Genomic DNA, 23,691 nt, shown 5'->3' on the forward strand with positions numbered 1-23,691 from the left:
GATTGCACGTGCGCATGAAGATCGCGACCTTCAACATCAACAACGTCAATCGCCGGCTGCCGAACCTGCTGCGTTGGCTGAAGGCGGCGAAGCCCGATGTCGTCAGCTTGCAGGAGCTCAAGGCTGATGACGCCGAGTTTCCCGTTGCCGCGATCGAGCAGGCCGGCTACGGCGCGGTCTGGCAGGGACAGAAGACCTGGAACGGCGTCGCGATCCTGGCGCGCAAGGCCGAGCCGGTCTTGATCCGCACCGCCCTGCCCGGCGACACCGCCGATCACGAGGCGCGCTACATCGAGGCCGCGGTGCGCGGCATCGTCGTGACCAGCCTCTATCTGCCGAACGGCAATCCGCAGCCCGGACCGAAATTCGATTACAAGCTCGCCTGGTTCAAGCGGCTGCGGGCGCATGCCGCCAAGCTGCTCAAGCAGGATGTCCCCGTGGTGCTCGCCGGCGACTACAATGTCGCGCCGACGCCGTTCGACATCTATCCGACGAAGTCCTGGGACAAGGACGCGCTGATCCAGCCGAAGAGCCGCGCCGCGTTCAAGGCGCTGGTCGACCAAGGCTGGTGCGATGCGATCCGCACGCTGCATCCGGATCAACAGATGTTCACCTTCTGGGACTACAAGCGCCAGCGCTGGCCGCGCGATGCAGGCCTGCGGCTCGATCATCTCCTGCTCAGCCCGCAAGTGGCGCCGCGGCTATTGAAAGCCGGCGTCGACCGCGACCTCCGCGGCGAAGACGGCGCCAGCGACCACGCACCGGCATGGGTCGTGTTGAGGTGATGGATTTGGGTATCGCGCTCGCACCCCAATCACTCTGTCGTCCCGGAGAAGGCCGGGACCCATAACCACCGCTTTGGATTGTGAAAGGGATCGCGGCCCCAGCATCGCGCAACGATGAGCTTTCGGGGTAATGGGTCCCTGCTTTCGCAGGGACGACGAGGAGGACGGGTCTCGATTCAAGACGCCAAACACGCGGTGTCATCGCCCGCGAATGCGGGCGATCCAGTATTCCAGAGACGGCTGTGCTTGAGCCGATGGGCCGCGGCGTACTGGATCGCCCGGTCAAGCCGGGCGATGACCGATGGGGATGAGGACGCAGCCTCTAAGTCTCGCGACATGATTTGCCCGAGGCTGACGCGAGGGCTTGCGCCATCGGGCAAATCAGTGGCATGGCCGATTGCCAGCGGAGCGCGCAGATGGGCTTTCTCTTCGTCCTCATCGTCGGCCTGGTCGCCGGTACCATCTCCGGCATCGTCGGCACCGGCTCGTCGATCATGCTGATGCCGGTCCTCGTCTATCAGTACGGGCCGAAGCAGGCGGTACCGATCATGGCGGTCGCCGCCGTGATGGCCAATCTGTCGCGCATCCTGGCCTGGTGGCGCGAGGTCGACTGGCGTGCCTGCGTCGCCTATTCGATCACCGGCATTCCGGCCGCAGCCCTCGGCGCGCGCACCCTGCTCGCGCTGCCCTCGCGCGCAGTTGATATCGCGATCGGCGTGTTCCTGATCGCGATGGTGCCGGTGCGGCACTGGCTCGCCAAACACAAGCTGAAGGCCAATCTCTGGCACCTGATGATCGGCGGCGCGCTGATCGGCTATCTCACCGGCATCGTGGCCTCGACCGGCCCGCTCAGCGTGCCGCTGTTCCTGTTCTACGGGCTCAGCAAGGGTGCGTTCCTCGCCACCGAGGCGGCAAGCTCGCTCGGACTCTATGTCAGCAAGTCGGTGACGTTCGAGCGCTTCGGCGCGCTGACGCCTGATATCGCAATGAAGGGCCTGATCGCCGGCGCCTCGCTGATGGCCGGAGCCTTCATCGCCAAGCGCTTCGTGCTGCAACTGAAGCCGGAGGCGTTCCGCCTGATCATGGACGGCATCATGCTGGCGGCGGGCGTGTCGCTGTTGTGGTCGGCTGTCGGGGCGTAGGGCCAACCTTTTGCCGGTGACGCGCACGCCTGACGCTTTCCGTGCTAATGGATGTCGCGGATTCGAAACCACCGTTGCATCAATCCCATCATGGCCAAATCCACCCTCTCCTTCGTCTGCCAGAACTGCGGCGCGGCGTATAATCGCTGGCAGGGCAAATGCGACTCCTGCGGCGAGTGGAACACACTGGCCGAGGAAGACACCACGGGCTCGGTGCCAGTCTCGATCCGCAGCAAGCGCAAGGGGCGGACGTTTGCGCTGGAATCGCTCTCCGGCAAGACCCAGGACGCGCCGCGGCTGTCGTCGGGCATGACCGAGCTCGACCGTGTCACCGGCGGCGGCTTCGTCCGCGGCTCGGTGCTCTTGGTCGGCGGCGATCCCGGCATCGGCAAATCCACGCTCCTGACGCAAGCCACCTCCATGATGGCGCGCGCCGGCCACCGCGCGGTCTATATCTCCGGCGAAGAGGCGGTCGCCCAGGTGCGGCTGCGCGCCGAGCGGCTCGGGCTTGCGGATGCGCCGGTGCAGCTCGCCTCCGAGACCTCGGTCGAGGACATCGTCTCGACCCTGTCGGAAGGCGCGGTGCCGCGGCTGATCGTGATCGATTCGATCCAGACCATGTGGACCGACACGGTGGAATCGGCGCCGGGGACGGTGACGCAGGTCCGCGCCTCGGCGCAGGCGCTCATTCGCTTTGCCAAGAAGACGGGCGCGGCGATCATCCTGGTTGGCCATGTCACTAAGGACGGCCAGATCGCCGGTCCCCGCGTGGTCGAGCACATGGTCGATGCGGTGCTGTCGTTCGAGGGCGAAGGCTCGCAGCAGTTCCGCATCCTGCGCTCGGTGAAGAACCGGTTCGGCGCGACCGACGAGATCGGCGTGTTCGAGATGACCGGGCTCGGCCTGAGCGAGGTCACCAACCCCTCGGAATTGTTCCTCTCGGAGCGCGAGCTCGGCAGCCCCGGCACGGCCGTGTTCGCCGGCATCGAGGGCACGCGCCCGGTGCTGGTCGAGTTGCAGGCGCTGGTGGCGCCGACCTCGCTCGGCACGCCGCGCCGCGCCGTGGTCGGTTGGGATCCGAGCCGGCTGTCGATGGTGCTGGCGGTGCTCGAGGCGCATTGCGGCGTCAAATTGTCCGGACATGACGTCTATCTCAATGTCGCCGGTGGCCTGCGCATCCAGGAACCGGCCGCGGACCTTGCCGCCGCCGCCGCGCTGGTGTCCTCGCTGGTGAATGCGCCGTTGCCGACGGATGCGGTCTATTTCGGCGAGATTTCGCTGTCGGGCGCGATCCGGCCGGTGGCGCAGACCCCGGCCCGGCTGAAGGAAGCCCTCAAGCTCGGCTTCGGCCGCGCCATCCTGCCCGAATCGGCCCGCGGCGAACCGGGTGGCGATATGGGGCTCTCGCTTAACAGCGTCGGCAATCTGACCACGCTGGTCGCCGAAATCGCCGCGCGCGGAACGCCCCGCGGCGGTCGGGCTGCGCCTCGGGACGACCAAGACAGCTCCGGAGGCGCTGATAAGGCTGGGAAAAATGCCACACCGGCCCGATTCCGTCGCGAGACCACCTAAAGCGGGCGTGACGTCACAGCCCCTCGCCGCTATACATCCGGCGCGCGGGACAGGTGGCGCTCCGGCCTTGCCGGATGCCCCCAATGCGCCTCAGTTAGGACGGCACCGACTTTGCCGATTCGCGAGAGCTCTTCACAGCGTAAGCCCTTAACAGCGTACCGAAACGTACCAGCGGACCTGACCAGCCGATGCCCGTAACAATACTCGATCTCGTCCTGCTCGGCGTGATGCTGATCTCGGGCCTGCTTGCCATGGTGCGCGGCTTCATGCGCGAGATCCTGTCGATCGCGGCCTGGGGCGCCGCCGCCTTGGTCACGCTCTACGCATTCTCGAAGCTGCTGCCGACCGCCAAGACCTACTTCAACAACGACACGGTCGCCGCCGTGGTCGTGGTCGCCGGCGTCTTCATCGGCACGCTGATCGTGGTCTCGATCGTCACGGTGCGGATCTCGGACATGATCCTGGATTCCCGGATCGGCGCGCTCGACCGCACCCTCGGCTTCCTGTTCGGCCTCGCCCGCGGCCTCTTGATCGTGGTCGTGGCGTTCATGTTCTTCACCTGGCTGGTTCCCGACAAGCAGCGGCCCGACTGGGTGACCGGGGCGAAGTCCCGCGTGGTGCTGCAGGGAACCGGGGATTGGCTGATGTCGCTCTTGCCTGACGACCCCGAGAACACCATCTTAAAGAAGTTCAAGAAGAATAAGCCAGACGACGATTCTGCGGCCGATACCAACGATCAGGCGACGCCGGCGTCGGGTGATGGCTATAGCAAACCTGCGCGTGACAGCTTGAAAAAGCTGATCGAGAAACCCGCGGGCCGATAAACTATTTGGGCCCTTACGAGAGGCGATGAACGAGATGCAGACCCCTTCGGATCATAGTGACCAAATGGATCTCGACCTCGGCCCGATCGAACTGCAAGACGACCCAAAAAACGACCCTCTCAGATACCACCCCGACCTCGATGGCGACACGCTCCGTGAGGAATGCGGCGTGTTCGGCATCTTCGGCCACTCCGAGGCCGCCGCGATCACCGCGCTCGGCCTGCACGCGCTCCAGCATCGCGGCCAGGAAGCCGCAGGCATCGTCTCGTTCGACGGCAGTCGCTTCCACAGTGAACGCCGCCTTGGCCTGGTCGGCGACGCCTTTTCCCGCCGCGAGGTGATCGAGCGCCTGCCCGGCAATGCCGCGGTCGGCCATGTCCGCTATTCCACGACCGGCGGCACCATCCTGCGCAACGTGCAGCCGCTGTTCGCCGAGCTCAGCGCCGGCGGCTTTGCGGTCGGCCACAATGGCAATCTGACCAACGGGCTGACCCTGCGCCGCGAGCTGGTCAAGGGCGGCGCCATGATGCAGTCGACCACCGACACCGAGGTGATCCTGCATCTGGTCGCGCAGTCGAAGCGCACCCGCTTCATCGACCGCTTCATCGAGGCGCTGCGCACCATCGAGGGCGCCTATGCGCTGGTCGCGCTGACCAACAAGAAGCTGGTCGGCGCGCGCGATCCGCTCGGCATCCGCCCCTTGGTGCTCGGCGATCTCGACGGCCATCCGATTCTGACCTCGGAGACCTGCGCGCTCGACATGATCGGTGCGAAATATGTCCGCGACATCGAGCCCGGCGAGATCATCGTGTTCGACGAGAAGGGCGCGCACAGCCACAAGCCGTTCCCGCCGAAGCCGGCGCGGCCCTGCATCTTCGAATACATCTATTTCGCGCGGCCGGATTCCATCGTCGGCGGCCGCTCGGTCTATGACGTGCGCAAGGCGTTCGGCGCCCAGCTCGCGCGCGAGAGCCATCCCGATGTCGACGTCGTGGTGCCGGTGCCGGATTCCGGCGTGCCCGCCGCGGTCGGCTACAGCCAGTATTCCGGCGTGCCGTTCGAGCTCGGCATTATCCGCAACCACTATGTCGGCCGCACCTTCATCCAGCCGACCCAGACGGTGCGCGAGCTCGGCGTGCGCATGAAGCATTCGGCCAATCGCGCCGCGATCGAGGGCAAGCGCATCATCCTGATCGATGACAGTCTGGTGCGCGGCACCACCTCGAAGAAGATCGTCCGCATGATGCGCGACGCCGGCGCCCGCGAGGTGCACTTCCGGCTCGCCTCGCCGCCGATCCTCTACCCCGATTATTACGGCATCGACCTGCCCGACCGCGGCGGTCTGCTGGCCGCGACCCATTCGCTCGAGGAGATGCGCGACATCATCGGCGCCGACTCGCTCGCCTTCCTGTCGATCGACGGCATGTACCGCGCGATGGGCTACGAGGGGCGCGATCCGGCCAATCCGAGATTCGCCGATCATTGCTTCACCGGCGCCTATCCGACCCACCTCACCGACCAGAGCGAAACCGAGCCCGCGCCGCGCCAGCTCTCTCTGCTGGCGGAGGCGAGCTGAGGCGGAGCCCGCAACGATGCAGGCAGCCATCCCCATCGTCGGTGGTGTGCTGCTGATCGGCTTTATCGTGTTTGCGTTTCGTCAGGGCATGAAGATCAGCCCGGATGATCGCCCCGATCGAAGCGGGCAGACCAACTATGGCGACGGTGGCGGCGATACCTAGCTGAGGCAGAGAGCAACGATGCAGCTGATCATCGGCATTTTCTGCGGCGTGCTTCTGCTCGGCTTCATCGGGTTCGCCTTCCGGCAAGGTTTCAAAGTGACCCCCGACAGCTCGGGCAACGCCAGCAACGGCGACAACATGACCGGCTAGGGTCGCGACAGCAGCGAATTCGTCATGGCCGGGCTTGTCCCGGCCTTTTCTGTCTGTAATACCCGCCGCCAGACACGGACGGACAGCCATGACAAAACCCCTCGCCTCCCGGATTGCCCTCGTGACCGGCGCCTCGCGCGGCATCGGCTATGCGACCGCCATAGCTCTGGCAAAAGCCGGCGCGCATGTCGTGGCGGTGGCGCGAACCCAGGGTGGGCTGGAAGAGCTCGACGACGAGATCCGCAACGACGGCGGCAGCGCCACGCTGGTGCCGCTCTCGCTCACCGATTACGACGGCATCGCGCGGCTCGGGCTCGCACTGCATGAGCGTCACGGCAAGCTCGACATCCTCGTCGGCAATGCCGGCACGGCCGGTCCGTCGTCACCGCTCGGCCATATCGAGCTGAAGCCGTGGAACGACGTGATGGCGATCAACGTCACCGCCAACTTCCAGCTGATCCGCTGCATGGACCCGCTGCTTCGCCAGTCCGACGCCGGCCGCGCGGTGTTCGTGACGTCGGGCGTGGCGCACAAGGCCAACGCCTATCTCGGCCCCTATGCGGCCTCGAAGGCCGCGCTGGAGGCGCTGGTGCGCTCCTGGGCCAACGAGACCGCCAACACCGCGCTGCGCGTCAATTTGTTCAGCCCCGGCCCGATCCGCACCCGGATGCGCGCGCAGGTGTTTCCCGGCGAAGATCCGATGACGCTGGATACGCCCGACATGGCCGCCGAATTCATCGTGCCGATGTGTTCGCCTGGCTGGACCGAGACCGGCAGGCTCTACGACTACAAGGCGCGCACGCTGCGGAGTTTCCAGCCGCCGGTGTAGGTCTTTCCCCGTCATTGCGAGCGAAGCGAAGCAATCCATCTTTCGGCATGTGCGGACGCATGGATTGCTTCGTCGCTGTCGCTCCTCGCAATGACAGCGGTACCCGTTGACTCGTCCCCCGCCCCGCGATTGACTGCCCTCCCCAGCGGCACGGCCGCCAAGAAAACTCTCGGGAGGCATCATGACGCCGACGTTCAATCGCGCGCGCTCCATTCTGTCCGGATTGTTTCTCTCCGCCTGCATCACCTCATCAGCCATGCTCGCTGCGCCAGCACCGGCGCACGCCGGCGACGTTCCGACCTTCGCGGTCGATGCGTCATGGCCGAAGCAGCTTCCCAACAACTGGATCATCGGCCAGGTCGGCGGCATCACCGTCGACTGGCAGGGGCACATCTGGGTGGTCCACCGCCCGCGCTCGCTGACCGACGGCGAGAAGGCGGCGAGCCTCACCCCGCCGCGCGCGAAATGCTGCGTGGCGGCGCCGCCGGTGCTCGAATTCGACGCCGACGGCAATCTGCTGCGCGCCTGGGGCGGCCCCGGCGACGGCTATCAATGGGTCGGCCGCGAGCACGGCATCGAGGTCGACGAGCGCGGCTTCGTCTGGATCGGCGGCAACGCCGATGACGACAGCGCGATCCTGAAGTTCTCGCTCGACGGCAAGTATCTCGGCCAGATCGGCAAGATCGCAGCCCGCACCAACAGCAACGACACCACGCAGCTCGGCCGCCCCGCCGAGATGGCGATCGACAAGGATGCCAACGAGCTCTACATCGCCGACGGCTATGGCAACCGCCGCGTCATCGTGTTCGACGCCACCACGCTGGCCTACAAGCGGCACTGGGGCGGCTATGGCAAGCTGCCCACCGACGACAAGCAGCCGCCCTATGATCCAAGCGCCGCGGTGCAAGAGCAGTTCGGCAATCCCGTGCATTGCATCAAGATCGCCAATGACGGGCTGGTCTATGTCTGCGACCGCAGCCAGGACCGCATCCAGGTGTTCCAGAAGAACGGCACCTTCGTCAGGGAATGGTTCTACGAGAAGAACACCCGCGGCGACGGCGCGGTGTTCGATCTCGCGCTGTGGCCCGATCCGAAGCAGAGCTATCTGCTCAACGCCGATGGTGCCAACAACGAGATCCGCGTCATCAAGCGCGACGACGGCTCTGTGGTCGGCAGCTTCGGCCATAGCGGCCGCAATGCCGGACAGTTTTCGCTGCTGCATGTGATGGCGGTCGACCAGAAGGGCAACGTCTACACCGGCGAGGTCGAGGGCAAGCGGATCCAGAAGTTCAAGCTGACCTCGGACGCGCTGAAGTAAGGATGACCGCGGGATGACGCTTCGACGCGGTTCATTCGGCTTTATACGGATTGCCGCTTGCCCCCGGACAGGGTAAGCGGGAACCCGAACGACCGGCACAAGGCTCCGCAAGAGGGCCGTCCGGAAAAATCACAGTGGAGGGAATGTCTCATGACGACGACGCTCGCACGGCGCCACGCCGTGCTTCTCGCTTGCGCTGCACTCGGCCTCGCTACCCCTGCCTTTGCCCAAGACAAGAACGTCAAGATCGGCGTGCTGAACGACATGTCGGGCCTCTATGCCGACATCGGCGGGCCGAACTCGGTGGCCGCGGCCAACATGGCGGTGGAAGATTCCGGCCTGCGTGCCAAGGGCTGGAAGATCGAGGTGGTCAGCGGCGATCACCAGAACAAGCCCGACGTCGGCGTCAACATCGCGCGCAACTGGATCGACAACGAGAAGGTCGACATCATCACCGACACGCCGAACTCCGGCGTCGCGCTGGCGGTGAGCAACCTCGCCAAGGAGAAGAACTCGATCGTGCTCAATTCGGGTGCGGCGACCGCCGATCTCACCGGCAAGGCCTGCAACGCCAACACGATCTCCTATACCTTCGACACCTACATGCTCGCCAACGGCACCGGCAAGGCGCTGACCAAGGCCGGCGGCGACAGCTGGTTCTTCCTCACCGCCGATTACGCCTTCGGCCATGCGCTGGAGCGCGACACCGCGGCGGTGGTCACGGCGAACGGCGGCAAGGTGCTCGGCGGCGTCAAGCATCCGCTCAACACCGCTGACTTCTCCTCGTTCCTGCTACAGGCGCAGGCCTCCAAGGCCAAGATCATCGGGCTCGCCAATGCCGGCGGCGACACCACCAACGCAATCAAGCAGGCGTCCGAATTCGGCATCACCGCAGGCGGACAGAAGCTCGCGGCGCTGCTCTTGTTCGTCAACGACGTGCACGCGCTGGGCCTGAAGATCGCCCAGGGCCTCACCTTCACCGAGTCGTTCTACTGGGACATGAACGACCAGACCCGGGCCTGGTCGAAGCGCTTCCAGAAGGTCTCGCCGAAGGGCTCGATGCCGTCGATGACGGTCGCCGGTGTCTATGCCGGCGTGCTGCATTACCTGAAGGCGCTCGACGCCATGGGCGGCAATCCGCATGACGGCGCCAAGGTCGTGGCCAAGATGAAGGAGATCCCGACCGACGATCCGCTGTTCGGCAAGGGCCCGCTGCGGATCGACGGCCGCCGCATCATCCCGGCCTATCTGTTCGAGGTGAAGAAGCCGGAAGAGTCGAAATATCCGTGGGACTATTACAAGCTGATCGCCACCATCTCGCCGGAAGACGCCGCCAAGCCGCTCGAGGCCAGCGATTGTCCGCTGGTGAAGAAGTAAGCGAAGTCTGTAGGGTGGGTTAGCCGAAGGCGTAACCCACCGACTTCGTGCCGCGGAGAAGATGGTGGGTTACGCTTCGCTAACCCACTCTACGCTCTTACATCACTTCGCCGCCGCCTTCCGCGCCGGCGGCGGCAACGAGGCCCATTCCCGGTCGGCGCGCGGGCCGCCGACGTCGCCGGTCAAACCGACGAGCTGTCCGGGCTGGACGTCCAGCGTCTGCGCCCAGGTCTGGGTCTGGCACAGGAACCTCATGAGACATCCCTTGAGCTTCAGCCGGTCGGACTTGTCGCGCCACAGCGAGACCGAATAGGACCTGCCGTCCTCGGCATTGTAGATGTCGCCGTCGAAGCGGCCCTCGGGTGACAGCTTCAATCCCAGGATCAGCTGATGGCCGAGCAGCGCGCGCGTTCGCTTGTCGGGATCGGGGTTAAAGCTGTCGCGAAACGGCTGGCCGTGCGGATCGAGCGGATCCTTCATCCACACGATGAAGCCGCAGATGCGGTCGCGCGCGGTGCCGCAGCGCTCGAGGCGGATGCGTGCGCGCCCGTCCTCGGTCTGCCAGGTGCCGCTGGGATCGGCAGGTGCGATCGTCTCGGCGCGGCCGGTCGAGCTCATCAGCAAGGCGGCGACGAGGCTGCGCAGAAACATGCGAACCAGAAAGTTCATTGTCCGAGACCTTTCGTTGTCGGGATGATTTGCGGACGCGCGAGGCGCCTCACTTCAGTTGCGCCATGAAGGCGTCGGCACCCTTGTCGATGCCGGCGGTGGCCGCGGCGAGATCGCCGACGCTGGCCTTGATGTCGTAGGCGTTGGGATATTGCTTGCTGACGTAAGCGCCGAGCAGCCGCGCGGTCGCGCTGTCGAACATCTCGACGGCATAGATCACCGAGCCCGTCATGGTGCCCTCGCCGTCACGCGCGGCCTGCACGCCGTTATAGATCGCGCCGGCCATATCGAAGCGCGACAGCGTGCCGAGCACCGGCGTGTTGGCGACCGCGCCGGTCAGCGTCAGCCGCACACGAAACGTGTTCGGCCCGCGCGTATTCACCAGCGTGAAGCGGCCGCGCAATTTGTCGGCGAAGCGGGTCTGCATGTACGCGGCGAGCGTCTCCTTGTCCTTCTCGGACATCTCGCCGAACTGATGATCCGCGCCGCGATAGATCACGACCGGTTCGAGGATCACCTTGTTGTAGGTCCGCCAGTCGACCGGCGGGGCGTAGCGATACGGCACCCGCCCCGAGGAATCCGACGTGTCAGGCGTCATGTAGGCCGACGAGGCCACGTCCGAATAGGCCACCGGCGTGACGGCGGCACATCCTCCCGCGAGGACGCAAAGCGCCATCGCTCCCAGACCGCGCGCGGCGATCGAGCTCTCCATTCCAATCTCCTCATCCGATCCTGAAGCGGAAGAGCAGCTCGGCCGCAGCCGCGTCCGGGGCTAAAGTTACGGCTGCGGCCGTCACTGCCGATCTGGCTCGCTGTGAGCGCGCCGCCAGACCTTGCCTCAGTGCACACATCTATAAAACCGACCAGGCGGTTTGTAAAGTTGCAATCGCAGGAACGCGTCAGAAAAATGCGCCCGGCCGAAACGGCCCTGAAATTGATGAGACCGCTTCGAATGGCGGTCGTGCGCTGTCACAAACCTGCGACATCTCCTGTGCTACCGCAAAGTTCGCCGGGGGATTTCAGGGGCCCGGTGCCGATCCAACGCCGCCGAGCGACCCATATTCCGCTTGGGCGGCGTTGTGTTTTCAGGCGACGCCCGACATTCAGCCGCGCTTGCGCGCCGCGACCGGCTTTGCGGCCCGCGTGCCGGCAGGCTGCGGCGATGCCGCGCGTGCTCCCGCCGCCGTCTTGGCTGGCTTTGCCGCCGCGCCCTGCTCCAGCGCAGTCCACTTGCTGTCGTCGAGCAACCGCTCGAACAGCCGATCGCGCTCGGCATCGGTCAGCGACGACAGGCCGAACAGCGAGCTCAGCAGCAGTCCCCTCGCCGCCGCCCAGCGCAGCAGCGCGAGATCCGGATCGCGCGCTTCGGCCTTCATGCGCGCGACCTTCTCGATGTCGACATCGCGCGGCATCGCCATCAATTCGGGATTCTCGTTCATCGCCGCCAGCAGTGCGAAGGCCCCCGACCGCGGCGTCGAGATCGCCTCCCTGAGCGTGGCGATCTGCGCCGCCAGCTCGGGCTGATCCGTGGTCTCGCGCGCCCTTGCGATGTAGCGATTCGAGAACTCCTCGAAATACGCCATCTGCTGCTCGAGCAAGGCACGCAGCACCGCTTCCTTGGTGCGGAACTGATGCATCACGCCGCCCTTGCTGAGCCCGCTCTCGCGCGCGATCGCATCCAGCGTCAGGCGTCCCGGACCATCGCGCGTCAGGATGGTGGTCGCAGCCTCGAGCGCGGCGTTGCGGGAGCGTTCCGAGCGGGAAGGATTGTCCATGGGATTACTCAAAAAGGAGTCGCGTGAGAGCGCAGTATCTCAGCGGCATCAGTCAATCTCAAGCGCTGCATCAGAGCCTGCCTGGCAGCGCGAACGACGTTCTCCGAGAGCCGGTGTCGGCTCGGGGTGGCGCATCAGTTCGACGACATCATCATCGAACTATCCGATCGCCCGCGCGCACCAGCCATCGGTGCCGCGAACCCTTTGCAGCAGGCGACGGCGCAGGCCGTGAAGGAAGCCGTGAGCCACGCGGCCGATCACCTTTTCACCGCGGCCACGCCGGCGGGCGACCGATTGCGCGTCGGCGTAGCTGGCGGCGACGATCGTGCCGTGCCTGTTGCCGTCGAGCTTCAGGTCGGTCAGATAGACGAGGCCGCGCGACGTCAGCAGCGCCGCCTGTGCGTCGCTGAAGCGGGTCAGTTCATCGCAAGCGTCGATCGCCTCGTCGTTCACCATGCTCCTCCTGGCCGAGCCGCGCCCGGAAGCGGGCGCGCGCAGGTTCATCTCATGCCTTATACAAACCAACCGGATGGTTTGTAAATAGCCAAAATGGCGCAGTTCTCCTTCACGCGGCCGGCCCGGACGCATGTCGGATCGGCGCCGTCGCGTTCGTCCTCGAAGCATCGATCAACCAGGCACTCGGAGCACGACAGCGATGACACAGCACAAACAGACGGCGGAAACCGAAATCAGGGCACTCATCGACGCCTGGGCGGACGCCGTCCGCAGGCAGGACTATCCCGCCATTCTCGCCCATCACGATCAGGACATCGTGATGTTCGACGTTCCCCCGCCGTTGCAATCACGCGGACTGGATGAGTACCGGAAGACGTGGGATCTGTTCTACACGTGTTACCGCCCCTCCCACGCCTTCAACATCGAGGAGATCGCGATCACGGCCGGCGACGATGTCGCCTTCGCGGTCATGGTGATGCGATGCGGCCCGCCCGACGGCAGGTTCCAGTTCAGGCTGACGACCGGACTGCGCAAGATCGACGGCAAATGGCGGATCACGCATGAGCACCATTCGGTGCCAGCGACGGACTAGAATGTAGGGTGGGTGCGAAGCCGCAACCCACCGACTTCCTCACCGCGAAGACAATGGTGGGTTACGCCTTCGGCTGACCCACCCTGCGAAGCTACGCTGTCTTCTGCGCCGTCGCACGCGCGGCGATCGCGAGCGCGAGAAGCAGCAGTGCGCCCGCCAGATAGAACGGCGCGCCGGGCAGCTTGAGCGGCGCGCCGTCGCCGATGAAATATGCAAAGGTCAGCGTGAACAGGAACGGGCCGATCAATTCCGACATGCTCTGCACGCTCGATGTCGCGCCCTGCAACTGGCCCTGCTGGTCGGCGGCGACGAGCTGCGTCGTCAGTGCCTGTGTCGCCGCGCCGGAAATGCCCCACAGCGCCATCACGGGAATGCCGATCCAGAACAGCTGGCCAGTCGGCGCCGCGCCGAAGATCACGAAGCCCAAGGCACCGCAGACGAGGCCGAGGAACAGCGCGTTGCGTTCGCCGAGGCGCTGCACGATCGGGCCGATCGCCGCGCCCTGCACGATCATGCCGCAGAGCCCGACCAGCGCCAGCGTCGCGCCGACCGTGCCGGTGTCCCAGCCGTAGCGATAGGTGGCGTAGAGCACGAACACCGACGGCAGCACGACATGCGCGAGCTGGCCGAAGAACGTCGCCAGCGACAGCCCGGCGAGCGTCGGGTTCGCGCGCAGGAAATGCAGCGCGCCGATCGGATTGGCGCTCTTCCACTTGAACGGCGCTCGCCGCTCGACCGGCAGCGATTCCGGCAGGATGAACAGGCCATAGAGCCCGTTGACGAAGCTCAGGCCTGCCGCCGCCCAGAACGGCAGCCGCGGATCGATCTCGCCGAGCAGGCCGCCGAGCGCCGGTCCCATGATGAAGCCCGCGCCGAAGGCAACGCCGATCTTGCCGAACATCGCGGCGCGCTGCTCCGGCGCCGTGACGTCGGCGATATAGGCGAACACGGTCGAGATGCTCGACGAGGTGATGCCCGAGATCGCCCGCCCGATGAACAGCCAGATCAGGTTCGGCGCCAGCGCCATCAGCACATAGTCGGCGGCAAGGCCGAAATTCGACAGCAGCACCACCGGCCGGCGGCCGAAGCGATCCGACAGCGCGCCAAGAATCGGCGAGCAGACGAACTGCATCAACGCCCAGATCGAGCCGAACACACCGAAGATGCGCGCCGCGCTTGCGGTGTCGTTGCTGACGAAGCCCTCGATCAGCTTGGGCAGGATCGGAACGATGATCCCGAGCGCCAGCATGTCGAGGAGCAGAGTGATGAAGATGAAGACCACCGCGCCGCTGCGCGCCGGGGCTGCGGCAACCGTATCACTCGCCGCCTCGCCGCTCATGACGGCCGCTTGCGCTTGTGGGCGAACGGGTTGGCCTTTTCCCTTAGCGTAATACGAATCGGCGTACCCGGCAGGTCGAAGGTCTCGCGCAGCGAGTTGATGAGGTAGCGCAGATAGGATCGCGGGATCGCATCGGCGCGCGAGCAGAACAGCACGAAGCTCGGCGGGCGCGCCTTCACCTGCGTGATGTAGTTCAGCTTCAGCCGGCGGCCCGACACGGCCGGCGGCGGGTTGGCCTGGATCGCCTGCTCGAACCAGCGATTGAGCGCCGAGGTCGGCAGGCGCCGGTTCCAGACCGCATAGGCCTCCTGGATCGCCGTCATCAGGCGGTCGATGCCCTCGCCCATCAGGCCGGAGACGGCAACGATCGGTGCGCCCTTGACCTGCGGCAGCCAGTGGTCGGCATCGGTGCGCAGTTGCGAGATCTGGTTCGGCTTGCGCTCGACGAGGTCCCATTTGTTGACCGCGAGCACGATCGCGCGGCCCTCGCGCTCGATCAGGTCGGCGATGCGCAGGTCCTGCTCCTCGAACTTGTTCTGCGCGTCCATCATCATCACGACGACCTCGGCGAAGCGCACCGCGCGCAGCGCATCCGCGACCGAGAGCTTCTCCAGCTTCTCCTCGATCCGCGAGCGGCGGCGCAGACCGGCGGTGTCGAACACCCGGAACTGGCGGCCCTGCCAGGTGATCTCGACCGCGATGGAATCGCGCGTCGTGCCGGCCTCCGGGCTGGTCAACAGCCGCTCCTCGCCGAGCAGGTGATTGATCAGCGTCGACTTGCCGGCGTTGGGCCGGCCGACGATCGCAACCCGGATCGGGCGCTGCGCGGCGTCCTCCTCCGAGATGTCCTCGTCGTCCTCGACCTCGTCGTCCTCCTCCGGCGTCTCGGGCACCAGCGCGCTCAGCGCCTCGTGGAGGTCACCCATGCCCTCGCCATGCTCGGCCGAGATCTGCACGGGATCGCCGAGCCCGAGCGCGTAGGATTCCATCGCCCCGATCTCGCCGTGCTTGCCCTCGGCCTTGTTGGCGACCAGCACCACCGGCTTGTTGGCCTTGCGGGCGAAGTCGGCGAAGGCGCGGTCGGTCGGGGTCAGGCCAACGCGGGCGTCGATCACGAACATCAGGGCGTCGGCGAGCTCGATCGCGGTTTCGGTCTGCTCCTGCATCCGCGCCGTCAGCGAACCCTTGGCGCCCTCGTCGAGCCCCGCGGTATCGATGATAGTGAAGTCGAGATCGTAGAGCCGGGCCTGGCCCTCGCGACGGTCACGCGTCACGCCTGGCTCGTCGTCGACCAGCGCGAGCTTCTGGCCGACCAGCCGGTTGAACAGCGTCGACTTTCCGACATTGGGCCGGCCGATGATGGCAATGGTGAAAGACATGGATCATCCAGGCGCCGGCGCGATGGCGCGCGTCAATGAATTGAAGCAGGAGCCTAACGCGCGATGAGATTGGGTTGAACCGTCATCGCGCTCTAGATTCTTGTTTTAGCATGATCTTTTCGGAAAACCGCTTCGCACTTTTCCGGATCATGCTTTAGCGGCTAAATCCGCCGCTCGGTAGCGGCGCAGGGAAGCCTCCGCCGGATTGTTGCGTGGTCTGGGATTGCTGGGCCGGCGCCGCGGGCTGCGCCTGCTGGTCGTCGGCGGGCGGCGCAGTGGTGCGGCGGCGGACGATCTTCTTCGGCTTCGGATCCGGCGGCACCGCGGCGGGCGCGCCCTCCTCGGTCGCAGCGTCGGGAGCCGCCGCCTGGTCGGCGGCCGGCGCGGCCCGCTTGGTGTGCTTCTTGGCGCCCTTCGGCGGCTCCGGCGGCGGAGCCGGCTGGGCAGCAGCGGCCGCCGCGGCGTTCTGCTGGTCGAGCTGCTCCTGCTGCGAGCCCTTGTACAATTCCTTCGGCACGCCCTGCTCGAGGCCGGGCACGCCTTCGGGGAACACCGGCTTGCGGTCGCCTTGCAGCTTCTTCTTGGTGTCGAGGAAGTCGAGCAGGTCGCTCGGGTCGAAATTGGCCATGCCGCCACCGCCGCAGCCTGCCAGCGCGCTGCAAAGCGCGGTCAGAACTGCGGCTGCGATCAGGCGTTGCGAGCGGCGCATGGTCGATCTCTCACTCAAACTCGGGTTTCGCGCCAAGTCGGCTCTCAAGTCAGCTCTTGGCGACGGGCGGCAACAATGCCTGCAGCGCTTCGGCGCGCGAGCGCATGCTCGGCGGCGTCTCGCCGTCATTGGCAATCTGGTCGAGCCACTTCCGCGCGGCGGCGGCATCGTTGGCGCGCCAGGCCGACAGCGCCAGCAGCTCGCGCGCGGAGTGACGGAAGGTCGAGTCCGTCGACGTCGCCATCGCCTCGAGCCGTTGCAGCATGTTGGGATAGGTGGTGGTTTCCATCAGGATCTGCGCGGCGCGAATCCGTGCCAGGTCCTGATCGGGGCCGCCGACGCTGCGGTCGGCTGCAATCTCGTCATAAAGCTTCGCGGCGGCCGGTTGGTCGCGCGTCGCGACCTCGGCGGCCATGCGCAGCCGCGCCAGCGTGCGGTAGCCGGACGGCGCCTTGGTGATCAGGTCGGCAAAGGCGGCCTCGGCCTCGGTGTGCTTGTTCTGGTCCGACAGCTCGACGGCGCGGTCGAACGCCGCACCGGCCTCGGCGGCCTTCTTGGCCTCGAGATACTGATAGCCGCGCCAGCCGCCGACGCCCGCGACCACCAGGATCGCCAGCGCGATGATAAAGATCGAGTACTTGTCCCACAGCTTCTTGAGCTGATCGCGACGGACTTCCTCGTCTACTTCGTCAAATAATTCAGACACTTAAAGCTATCCCATCCCCTCGGGACCGCGAATCTCGGTGGGGCCCAGCCCGACCCGATCCCCACATCGCGGCGGCGTTACCCTAATGGTGTGGCGGAGGCAAGGCAAAGCGAGGAGGATCAAAGCGTTAACAGTAGAGGTTTGCCTGCCCCGCCTCACGCCCCTGCCGCAGTCAGGCTCTCCCGGAGCTGGCGCTTGATCACCTTGCCGTTGGCATTGCGCGGCAGCGGCTCTGCGGTCAGCGCCATGGTCTCCGGCACCTTGTAGTCGGACAGACGCTCGGCGCACCAGGCGCGCAGGCTCTCCGCGTCGACGCCGGTGCGGGTCACGATCACGGCGTGCACGCGCTCGCCGAGCACCGGGCACGGTTTGGCGATGATCGCGCTCTCGACCACGGCCGGGTGGCCGGCCAGCACCGATTCCACCTCGGCCGAATAGATCTTCAAGCCGCCACGGTTGATCATGTCCTTCTGGCGATCGAACACGCGGACGAAATTGTCCGTATCAACGGAGCCGAGATCGCCGGAATGCCAGAAGCCCGCGGTAAAACTCTCCGCGGTCGCCTTCGGATTATTCCAGTAGCCCTTGATGACGGAGGCGCTGCGGATCCAGAGCTCGCCGATCTCGCCGCGCGGCACCTCGCGGCCGTCAGCCCCCATCACGACGATCTCGGCGCCCGGGCACGGCAGGCCGACGCTATCGATATGGGCTGCCGTCAGTTCGCCCGGCATCAGGGTTGACGGCGACGTGGTCTCGGTCGCGCCGTAGCAATTGGCGAGCTTCAACCCGGGAATCTTGGCCTCGAGCTTCTCGATGGTCGCGACCGGCATCGGCGCGCCGCCGAAGCCGCCGATCCGCCAGCTCGACAAATCGTAGCTGTCGAAATCGGGCTGCATCAGGCAGAGATTGTACATCGCCGGCACCATCACCGTGTAGGTGACGCGCTCGCGCGCCGCGACCTTCAGATACTCCGCCGCCTTGAACTCCGGCATGATGATCAGCGCGCCGGCGCAACGCGCCATGGTGGTGACGTTGGCGACCGCGCCGGTGACATGGGCGAGCGGCACCGCGGCGATCGAGCGATCGGCGCTGGTCAACTTCAGGCAGGATGCGAACACCATCGAGGAGTGGATGATGTTGCAATGGGCGAGCATCGCGCCCTTCGGCCGCCCCGTGGTGCCCGAGGTGTAGAGGATCATCGCGGTGTCCTCTTCCCTCACCTCCGCCGGCGCCTGCGCCGGCGCATTGTCGCGCAACACGGCGAATTGCGACGCGCCGTCGTCGCTGACCGCGATGCGATGCACGAGGCCGGGAATATCGGCGACGTCGGGGATGCGGTCGGCCAGCGTCGCCTCGTGAACCAGACACTTCGCGCCGCAATCGTTCAGCACATAGGCGATCTCGGGCTTCTGCTGGCGGGTCGAGAGCAGCACCGTCACCAGCCCGGCATGGGCCGCGGCGAACATCGTCAGCACGAACTCGGTGCGGTTGCCGAGCAGGATCGCGACGCGGTCGCCGGGCGCAAGGCCGAGTTTTGAAAAACCCGCCGCGACCCTGGCCGATTGCTCGGCGACCTCGCGCCACGTCATGCGCGTCGCGCCGCAGACCAGCGCCTCGCCGTCGCAGTTCTCTGCCACGGCGTCCGCGATCATCGCCCAAAGGCTGGCCGGCCGCTCCGCGAATGCAGGCACGACACGGTCGCCGAACCTGGGCTCGAGCCGCATCGGCGGCAGTGCGTGTTGCGACCAGTCCATGCGCGCCTCGTCAGCTCTTCTTCATTCCGTAGACGTGCTCCGGCCCCGGGAAGGCGCGGCTCTTCACGTCGCGCGCATAGCCCGCGATCGCTTCCTCGATCATCGGCCCGAGATTGCCGTAGCGGCGCACGAATTTCGGCGCGCGCGGCGACAGGCCGAGCATATCCTCCAGCACCAGCACCTGGCCGTCGCAGGCCGCGCTCGCGCCGATGCCGATGGTGGGCACCGCGATCGATTGCGTGATCTTGCGCGCCAGGGGCTCGGCGACCGCCTCGACCACGATCGAGAACGCGCCGGCCTCCGCGATCGCCTTGGCGTCGTTCTCGATCGGCGCCCAGTTCTCCTCCTCGCGGCCTTGCGCGCGGAACGAGCCGAGCGTGTTGATCGATTGCGGCGTCAGGCCGATATGGCCCATCACCGGAATGCCGCGCTCGGACAGGAACGCCACCGTCTCCGCCATCCGCGCGCCGCCCTCGAGCTTGACCGCGCCGCACAGCGTTTCCTTCATGATCCGCACCGCGGACTGGAACGCCTGCTCCTTCGAGCCCTCATAGGAGCCGAACGGCATGTCGACCACGACGAGCGCAGCCTGCGAACCGCGCATCACCGCGCGGCCCTGCAGGATCATCATGTCGAGCGTGACCGGCACCGTGGTCTCGAAGCCGTGCATGACGTTGCCGAGGGAATCGCCGACCAGGATGGCGTCGCAGTGACGGTCGACCAGGGCTGCGGTGTGCGCGTGGTAGGAGGTCAGCATCACGATCGGCTCGCCGTTCTTGCGGGCGCGCAGATCGGGCGCGGTCTTGCGCTTGATGGCGGATTGAACAGACATAGTCAGGCTCCCATGACAGGCACGCCGATCACGACCGGATGGAACGCAAACGCAAGCGCCAGATAGACGATGACACCGACCGCGATCGCGATCAGGTCGTTGGTCGGGCCGCCCACCGGGATCGGCGGCGCGCCGGCATCCGCGCGGCGCTTCAACGAGATGCGGTCATAGACCGCCCAGCCGAGAAACGAGCCGAACAGGATGATCGAGCCGAGGTCGCCATTGGCGAGCAGATGCGCGAACGCCCACAGCTTCACGCCCGCCAGCATCGGGTGCTTCAGCGTGGTGTAGATGCGACCGCGGATATAGGAGGCGACGACGAGGATGACGGCGGGCAGCATCAGCGCCACCGTGATGTGCTTGAAGGCAGTCGGCGGCGTCCAGACGTCGATCCAGCCGGTCGCGCGGTAGTGACCGAAGCCCCAGATGATCAGCGCGAGGCCTGCGAACGACACCAGCGAATAGACGCCCTTGTAGGCCCCCTCGCCCATCGCCTTGACCAGGCCCGCGCGCAGCTCGCGCAGGCTGGTCAGCACATGGATGCCGAGGAACAGCACGAGACCCAGGATCATGACGAGCAGTCCCACGAAGTTCCTCCCCTGATAGATTAACGCCTTCGCGTATCACCTTCGCCGGGCGGGTGGCAATGCGTCAGCTTCACGGCTTGTCGGCCGATTTGGCCAGCTCGCGATTGTCGACGTAGCGGATCATGATCGGGCGGCCGGCCAGCGCGCCACCGAGCCCGCCGGTGAATTTCAGCGGCAGGCAGGCATCGAGCGAGGCATTGATCGCGTTGAGATAGGTGGTGCGGGTATCGGCCGGGATGCCCCGCGTCGAAAACGTCAGGCGCGGCGTGCCGATCATCTCGCCCGATCGTTTGAAGCTGAAGCGCACCGACATCTGCATGCCCTCGCGCGCGTCGTCCGGTGGCGGCGGCGCCCAGCAGGCGCGCAACGCCGCAAACAGATCGCCGATGGTATCGAGATCATGATCCGGCTTGCGGTACTTCTCGGCCTGATCTTGCGGCGGCACAGTCAGGATCGTGAGCTGGAGATTTTCGCCGTACGGATAATCCATCTCGGGAAAGCACGGCCCGTGATTGAACACGCCGCAATAGGACGGGATGCAAGGCCCTTCGTCGAGCACACTGCAAGGCGTGTGTGCGAACGGCGCTGGGTTGGTCTGTTGCCGCTGCTGCGCAGAGGCGGTGCTCGCGAGCGCAAAGGCCAGCACGGCAAGAGCGAGACAGATGGCGACGCGTCGGAGCATGCAGACGAACCCGGATTGCGCTCCGGGGAACATGGTACCGCGGCCGGACCGCATCAAGCGGGCTGCCGTTCAATTCCTTGCGCGGGCGCAACCGTCACGCGCGGCACCGCAACCTCCGCCGTCATCGCCCGGCTCGACCGGGCGATCCAGTATCCCAGAGACGGCAGTGATTGAACGGATAGGCCGCGGCGTACTGGGTCCCCCGGTCGAGCCGGGGGACGACACCGAGTATGCGGCACGACACCGCTTCTTCTCGTCCTCGCATTCGCCGCAACCACAACTGTCATCGCCCGACTTGATCGGGCGATCCAGTATTCCAGAGACGGCAGTGATTGAACGGATAAGCCGCGGAGTACTGGGTCCCCCGGTCAAGCCGGGGGACGACACCGAGTATGCGGCACGACACCGCTTCTTCTCGTCCTCGCGCTCGCCGCAACTACAACTGTCATCGCCCGGCTCGACCGGGCGATCTAGTATTCCAGAGGCAGCAGTGAGCAGCGGAGAAGCCGCGGCGTACTGGGTCCCCCGGTCAAGCCGGGGGACGACACTGCGTATGCGTTACGACACCGCCTCTTCAGGTCCTCACGCTTTTCTCGCCACAACCTCACTGTCATCGCCCGGCTCGACCGGGCGATCCAGTATTCCAGAGGCAGCAGCGAGCAGCGGAGAAGCCGCGGCGTACTGGGTCCCCCGGTCGAGCCGGGGGACGACAGCGAATGCTTGGCCGCACTACGCCTTCTTCTTCACGTCCTTGACGTTGGAGAAGCTGATGCCTTCGGCGCGCTCGCGGGTGTAGCCGAGATAGAACTCGTTCTTGGCCATGAACACGGGATCGCCGTCGACGTCGTCGGCGATGCCGGAATTGTTGGCGGCGATGAACGTGTCAAGCTTCTTGCGGTCGTCGGACGAGATCCAGCGCGCCAGCGAGAATTCGGAGATCTCGAACTCGACCGGCAGCGAGTATTCCGCATCGAGCCGCGCCTTCAGCACGTCGAGCTGCAGCGGGCCGACCACGCCGACCAGCGCCGGCGCACCGTCGCGCGGCCGGAACACCTGCACGACGCCCTCCTCCGACATCTGCTGCAAGGCTTCCTTCAGCTTCTTGGCCTTCATCGCATCGGTCAGGCGAACGCGGCGGACGATTTCCGGGGCGAAGCTCGGCACGCCGACGAAGGTCAGATCCTCGCCCTCGGTGAGCGTGTCGCCGATCCTGAGCGTGCCGTGGTTGGGAATGCCGACGACGTCGCCGGCAAACGCCTCGTCGGCCACCGAGCGATCCTGGGCGAAGAAGAATTGCGGGCTCGACAGGCTCATGTTCTTGCCGGTGCGCACCAGCTTGGCCTTCATGCCGCGGCTGAGCTTGCCCGAGCACAGCCGGGCGAAGGCGATGCGGTCGCGATGGTTGGGATCCATGTTGGCCTGGATCTTGAACACGAAGGCGCTCATGCGCGGCTCTGATGCCTCGACCTTGCGCAGATCGGAATCCTGCGCGCGCGGCGCCGGCGCGAACTTGCCGAGGCCCTCCAGCAAGTCGCCGACGCCGAAATTGCGCAGCGCGCTGCCGAAATAGACCGGCGTCAGATGGCCCTCGCGGAACGCGGCGAGCTCGAACGGTTTGCAGGCCTCCGAGGCCAGCGCGAGTTCGTCCTTGACCTCGGCGACGTCGAGATTGGGGTTGCGCTTGCCGAGATCGGCGATGTCGATCTGCTCGGTGGCGCCGGTCTTGGCGCCGCCGCCCTCGAGCAGCCGCACGCCGCCATTGACGACGTCATAGGTGCCGAGGAAGTCGCGGCCGCGGCCGACCGGCCAGGTCATCGGCGTGGTGTCGAGCGCCAGCGTCTTCTCGATCTCGTCCAACAGCTCAAACGTGTCGCGGCTCTCGCGGTCCATCTTGTTGATGAAGGTGATGATCGGGATGTCGCGCAGCCGGCACACCTCGAACAGTTTTCGCGTGCGCGCCTCGATGCCTTTCGCGGCGTCGATCACCATGACCGCGGAATCGACCGCGGTCAGCGTGCGATAGGTATCTTCCGAAAAGTCCTCGTGGCCCGGCGTGTCCAGGAGGTTGAACACCAGCTCGTTGAACTCGAAGGTCATCACCGAGGTGACGACCGAGATGCCGCGCTCGCGCTCGATCTTCATCCAGTCCGAGCGCGTGTTGCGCCGCTCGCCCTTGGCCTTGACCTGGCCCGCGAGATTGATAGCGCCGCCGAACAGCAGCAGCTTTTCCGTCAGTGTGGTCTTGCCGGCGTCCGGATGCGAGATGATCGCAAAGGTGCGCCGCCGCGCCACTTCCTCTGAAAGCGGCGAGCGGGACGGCGATTCGGCTGAAACTGAGATGTCGGACATGGCGGGGCATTTGGCAGGGAAAACGGGCGCAATCAAGGGCGTTTTGTCGCAATGCGGAACGGTCGCCCCACCCCCATATAGGCGCGGGAAGGACGACCTTCTCCTCACCATACCATCTGCGGGGAC

24 protein-coding genes are annotated in these 23,691 nt (G+C 65.9%); 11 read left to right on the forward strand and 13 right to left on the reverse strand.

Annotated features, from left to right (window positions below):
- The first annotated feature begins 14 nt into the window (after positions 1–14).
- The 10 genes from BI327_RS11460 to BI327_RS11495 all read left to right on the forward strand — a co-directional run bounded on the left by BI327_RS11460 (position 15) and on the right by BI327_RS11495 (position 9,736).
- Positions 15–785, forward strand: coding sequence for an exodeoxyribonuclease III (locus tag BI327_RS11460; RefSeq protein ID WP_076860336.1), 771 nt, complete (start codon positions 15–17; stop codon positions 783–785).
- Between the two features lie 416 nt (positions 786–1,201).
- Entirely contained in the window at positions 1,202–1,927 is a 726-nt protein-coding gene (locus BI327_RS11465; RefSeq protein WP_076860755.1) for a sulfite exporter TauE/SafE family protein, read from the forward strand.
- A 90-nt stretch (positions 1,928–2,017) separates the two neighbouring features.
- On the forward strand, positions 2,018–3,499 hold the full coding sequence (gene radA / locus BI327_RS11470) for a DNA repair protein RadA (RefSeq protein WP_076860337.1): 1,482 nt from the start codon (positions 2,018–2,020) through the stop codon (positions 3,497–3,499).
- A gap of 188 nt (positions 3,500–3,687) precedes the next feature.
- Positions 3,688–4,323 (forward strand): CvpA family protein, encoded by a 636-nt coding sequence (locus BI327_RS11475; RefSeq protein WP_076860338.1) that lies wholly within the window; start codon positions 3,688–3,690, stop codon positions 4,321–4,323.
- A gap of 25 nt (positions 4,324–4,348) precedes the next feature.
- A complete protein-coding gene (gene purF / locus BI327_RS11480; RefSeq protein WP_394329846.1) occupies positions 4,349–5,899 on the forward strand; it encodes an amidophosphoribosyltransferase in 1,551 nt (516 codons plus the stop codon).
- A gap of 16 nt (positions 5,900–5,915) precedes the next feature.
- On the forward strand, positions 5,916–6,062 hold the full coding sequence (locus BI327_RS42675; RefSeq protein WP_167386863.1) for a hypothetical protein: 147 nt from the start codon (positions 5,916–5,918) through the stop codon (positions 6,060–6,062).
- Positions 6,063–6,080: 18 nt separating this feature from the next.
- Complete coding sequence (locus tag BI327_RS43530; RefSeq protein WP_283807777.1) at positions 6,081–6,212, forward strand: hypothetical protein; 132 nt, start codon at positions 6,081–6,083, stop codon at positions 6,210–6,212.
- Between the two features lie 88 nt (positions 6,213–6,300).
- Positions 6,301–7,041, forward strand: a complete 741-nt coding sequence (locus BI327_RS11485) for an SDR family NAD(P)-dependent oxidoreductase (RefSeq protein ID WP_076860339.1) — start codon at positions 6,301–6,303, stop codon at positions 7,039–7,041.
- A gap of 256 nt (positions 7,042–7,297) precedes the next feature.
- A complete protein-coding gene (locus BI327_RS11490) occupies positions 7,298–8,359 on the forward strand; it encodes a hypothetical protein (protein WP_394329853.1) in 1,062 nt (353 codons plus the stop codon).
- A 150-nt stretch (positions 8,360–8,509) separates the two neighbouring features.
- Positions 8,510–9,736, forward strand: a complete 1,227-nt coding sequence (locus BI327_RS11495) for an ABC transporter substrate-binding protein (RefSeq protein WP_076860341.1) — start codon at positions 8,510–8,512, stop codon at positions 9,734–9,736.
- 102 nt (positions 9,737–9,838) lie between these two features.
- Here BI327_RS11495 and BI327_RS11500 read toward each other — a convergent pair whose 3' ends face one another.
- The 4 genes from BI327_RS11500 to BI327_RS11515 form a co-directional block, all read right to left on the reverse strand.
- Positions 9,839–10,405, reverse strand: coding sequence for a DUF2147 domain-containing protein (locus tag BI327_RS11500; protein ID WP_076860342.1), 567 nt, complete (start codon positions 10,403–10,405; stop codon positions 9,839–9,841).
- 49 nt (positions 10,406–10,454) lie between these two features.
- Positions 10,455–11,117: a DUF3313 domain-containing protein gene (locus BI327_RS11505; RefSeq protein WP_076860343.1), complete on the reverse strand. Its 663-nt coding sequence runs from the start codon at positions 11,115–11,117 to the stop codon at positions 10,455–10,457.
- Positions 11,118–11,508: 391 nt separating this feature from the next.
- Positions 11,509–12,180: a TetR/AcrR family transcriptional regulator gene (locus BI327_RS11510; protein WP_076860344.1), complete on the reverse strand. Its 672-nt coding sequence runs from the start codon at positions 12,178–12,180 to the stop codon at positions 11,509–11,511.
- Positions 12,181–12,339: 159 nt separating this feature from the next.
- Positions 12,340–12,636 (reverse strand): hypothetical protein, encoded by a 297-nt coding sequence (locus BI327_RS11515; protein ID WP_159450435.1) that lies wholly within the window; start codon positions 12,634–12,636, stop codon positions 12,340–12,342.
- Between the two features lie 199 nt (positions 12,637–12,835).
- Here BI327_RS11515 and BI327_RS11520 point away from each other — a divergent pair, with 199 nt between their 5' ends.
- On the forward strand, positions 12,836–13,228 hold the full coding sequence (locus BI327_RS11520; protein ID WP_076860346.1) for a YybH family protein: 393 nt from the start codon (positions 12,836–12,838) through the stop codon (positions 13,226–13,228).
- Positions 13,229–13,319: 91 nt separating this feature from the next.
- On the opposite strand, the gene BI327_RS11525 is transcribed toward BI327_RS11520, so the two are convergent.
- From BI327_RS11525 to BI327_RS11565, 9 genes are all read right to left on the reverse strand, one after another.
- Entirely contained in the window at positions 13,320–14,567 is a 1,248-nt protein-coding gene (locus tag BI327_RS11525) for a TCR/Tet family MFS transporter (RefSeq protein WP_076860347.1), read from the reverse strand.
- Complete coding sequence (gene der / locus BI327_RS11530) at positions 14,564–15,946, reverse strand: ribosome biogenesis GTPase Der (RefSeq protein ID WP_076860348.1); 1,383 nt, start codon at positions 15,944–15,946, stop codon at positions 14,564–14,566. The genes BI327_RS11525 and der overlap by 4 nt, the downstream gene beginning before the upstream one ends.
- Positions 15,947–16,100: 154 nt before the next feature.
- Positions 16,101–16,655, reverse strand: a complete 555-nt coding sequence (locus tag BI327_RS11535) for a hypothetical protein (protein ID WP_076860349.1) — start codon at positions 16,653–16,655, stop codon at positions 16,101–16,103.
- A 49-nt stretch (positions 16,656–16,704) separates the two neighbouring features.
- Positions 16,705–17,361 carry a tetratricopeptide repeat protein gene (locus BI327_RS11540; protein WP_076860350.1) on the reverse strand — a complete coding sequence of 219 codons (657 nt, stop codon included), beginning with the start codon at positions 17,359–17,361 and terminating at the stop codon, positions 16,705–16,707.
- Positions 17,362–17,516: 155 nt separating this feature from the next.
- Positions 17,517–19,115, reverse strand: a complete 1,599-nt coding sequence (locus tag BI327_RS11545) for a class I adenylate-forming enzyme family protein (protein ID WP_076860351.1) — start codon at positions 19,113–19,115, stop codon at positions 17,517–17,519.
- 10 nt (positions 19,116–19,125) lie between these two features.
- On the reverse strand, positions 19,126–19,947 hold the full coding sequence (gene panB, locus BI327_RS11550; protein WP_076860352.1) for a 3-methyl-2-oxobutanoate hydroxymethyltransferase: 822 nt from the start codon (positions 19,945–19,947) through the stop codon (positions 19,126–19,128).
- Positions 19,948–19,949: 2 nt separating this feature from the next.
- A complete protein-coding gene (locus BI327_RS11555; RefSeq protein WP_076860353.1) occupies positions 19,950–20,534 on the reverse strand; it encodes an NnrU family protein in 585 nt (194 codons plus the stop codon).
- Positions 20,535–20,604: 70 nt separating this feature from the next.
- A complete protein-coding gene (locus tag BI327_RS11560; protein ID WP_076860757.1) occupies positions 20,605–21,216 on the reverse strand; it encodes a hypothetical protein in 612 nt (203 codons plus the stop codon).
- A 729-nt stretch (positions 21,217–21,945) separates the two neighbouring features.
- Positions 21,946–23,565, reverse strand: a complete 1,620-nt coding sequence (locus BI327_RS11565) for a peptide chain release factor 3 (protein ID WP_076860354.1) — start codon at positions 23,563–23,565, stop codon at positions 21,946–21,948.
- Positions 23,566–23,691 lie beyond the last annotated feature (126 nt).

This window comes from Bradyrhizobium mercantei (assembly GCF_001982635.1).
GTDB lineage: Bacteria > Pseudomonadota > Alphaproteobacteria > Rhizobiales > Xanthobacteraceae > Bradyrhizobium > Bradyrhizobium mercantei.

Coding starts and splice junctions, on each gene's coding strand:
- BI327_RS11460 (WP_076860336.1), top strand. CDS start 15: ATGAAGATCGCGACCTTCAACATCAACAACGTCAATCGCCGGCTGCCG.
- BI327_RS11465 (WP_076860755.1), top strand. CDS start 1,202: ATGGGCTTTCTCTTCGTCCTCATCGTCGGCCTGGTCGCCGGTACCATC.
- radA (WP_076860337.1), top strand. CDS start 2,018: ATGGCCAAATCCACCCTCTCCTTCGTCTGCCAGAACTGCGGCGCGGCG.
- BI327_RS11475 (WP_076860338.1), top strand. CDS start 3,688: ATGCCCGTAACAATACTCGATCTCGTCCTGCTCGGCGTGATGCTGATC.
- purF (WP_394329846.1), top strand. CDS start 4,349: ATGAACGAGATGCAGACCCCTTCGGATCATAGTGACCAAATGGATCTC.
- BI327_RS42675 (WP_167386863.1), top strand. CDS start 5,916: ATGCAGGCAGCCATCCCCATCGTCGGTGGTGTGCTGCTGATCGGCTTT.
- BI327_RS43530 (WP_283807777.1), top strand. CDS start 6,081: ATGCAGCTGATCATCGGCATTTTCTGCGGCGTGCTTCTGCTCGGCTTC.
- BI327_RS11485 (WP_076860339.1), top strand. CDS start 6,301: ATGACAAAACCCCTCGCCTCCCGGATTGCCCTCGTGACCGGCGCCTCG.
- BI327_RS11490 (WP_394329853.1), top strand. CDS start 7,298: ATGCTCGCTGCGCCAGCACCGGCGCACGCCGGCGACGTTCCGACCTTC.
- BI327_RS11495 (WP_076860341.1), top strand. CDS start 8,510: ATGACGACGACGCTCGCACGGCGCCACGCCGTGCTTCTCGCTTGCGCT.
- BI327_RS11500 (WP_076860342.1), bottom strand. CDS start 10,405: ATGAACTTTCTGGTTCGCATGTTTCTGCGCAGCCTCGTCGCCGCCTTG.
- BI327_RS11505 (WP_076860343.1), bottom strand. CDS start 11,117: ATGGAGAGCTCGATCGCCGCGCGCGGTCTGGGAGCGATGGCGCTTTGC.
- BI327_RS11510 (WP_076860344.1), bottom strand. CDS start 12,180: ATGGACAATCCTTCCCGCTCGGAACGCTCCCGCAACGCCGCGCTCGAG.
- BI327_RS11515 (WP_159450435.1), bottom strand. CDS start 12,636: ATGGTGAACGACGAGGCGATCGACGCTTGCGATGAACTGACCCGCTTC.
- BI327_RS11520 (WP_076860346.1), top strand. CDS start 12,836: ATGACACAGCACAAACAGACGGCGGAAACCGAAATCAGGGCACTCATC.
- BI327_RS11525 (WP_076860347.1), bottom strand. CDS start 14,567: ATGAGCGGCGAGGCGGCGAGTGATACGGTTGCCGCAGCCCCGGCGCGC.
- der (WP_076860348.1), bottom strand. CDS start 15,946: ATGTCTTTCACCATTGCCATCATCGGCCGGCCCAATGTCGGAAAGTCG.
- BI327_RS11535 (WP_076860349.1), bottom strand. CDS start 16,655: ATGCGCCGCTCGCAACGCCTGATCGCAGCCGCAGTTCTGACCGCGCTT.
- BI327_RS11545 (WP_076860351.1), bottom strand. CDS start 19,115: ATGGACTGGTCGCAACACGCACTGCCGCCGATGCGGCTCGAGCCCAGG.
- panB (WP_076860352.1), bottom strand. CDS start 19,947: ATGTCTGTTCAATCCGCCATCAAGCGCAAGACCGCGCCCGATCTGCGC.
- BI327_RS11560 (WP_076860757.1), bottom strand. CDS start 21,216: ATGCTCCGACGCGTCGCCATCTGTCTCGCTCTTGCCGTGCTGGCCTTT.
- BI327_RS11565 (WP_076860354.1), bottom strand. CDS start 23,565: ATGTCCGACATCTCAGTTTCAGCCGAATCGCCGTCCCGCTCGCCGCTT.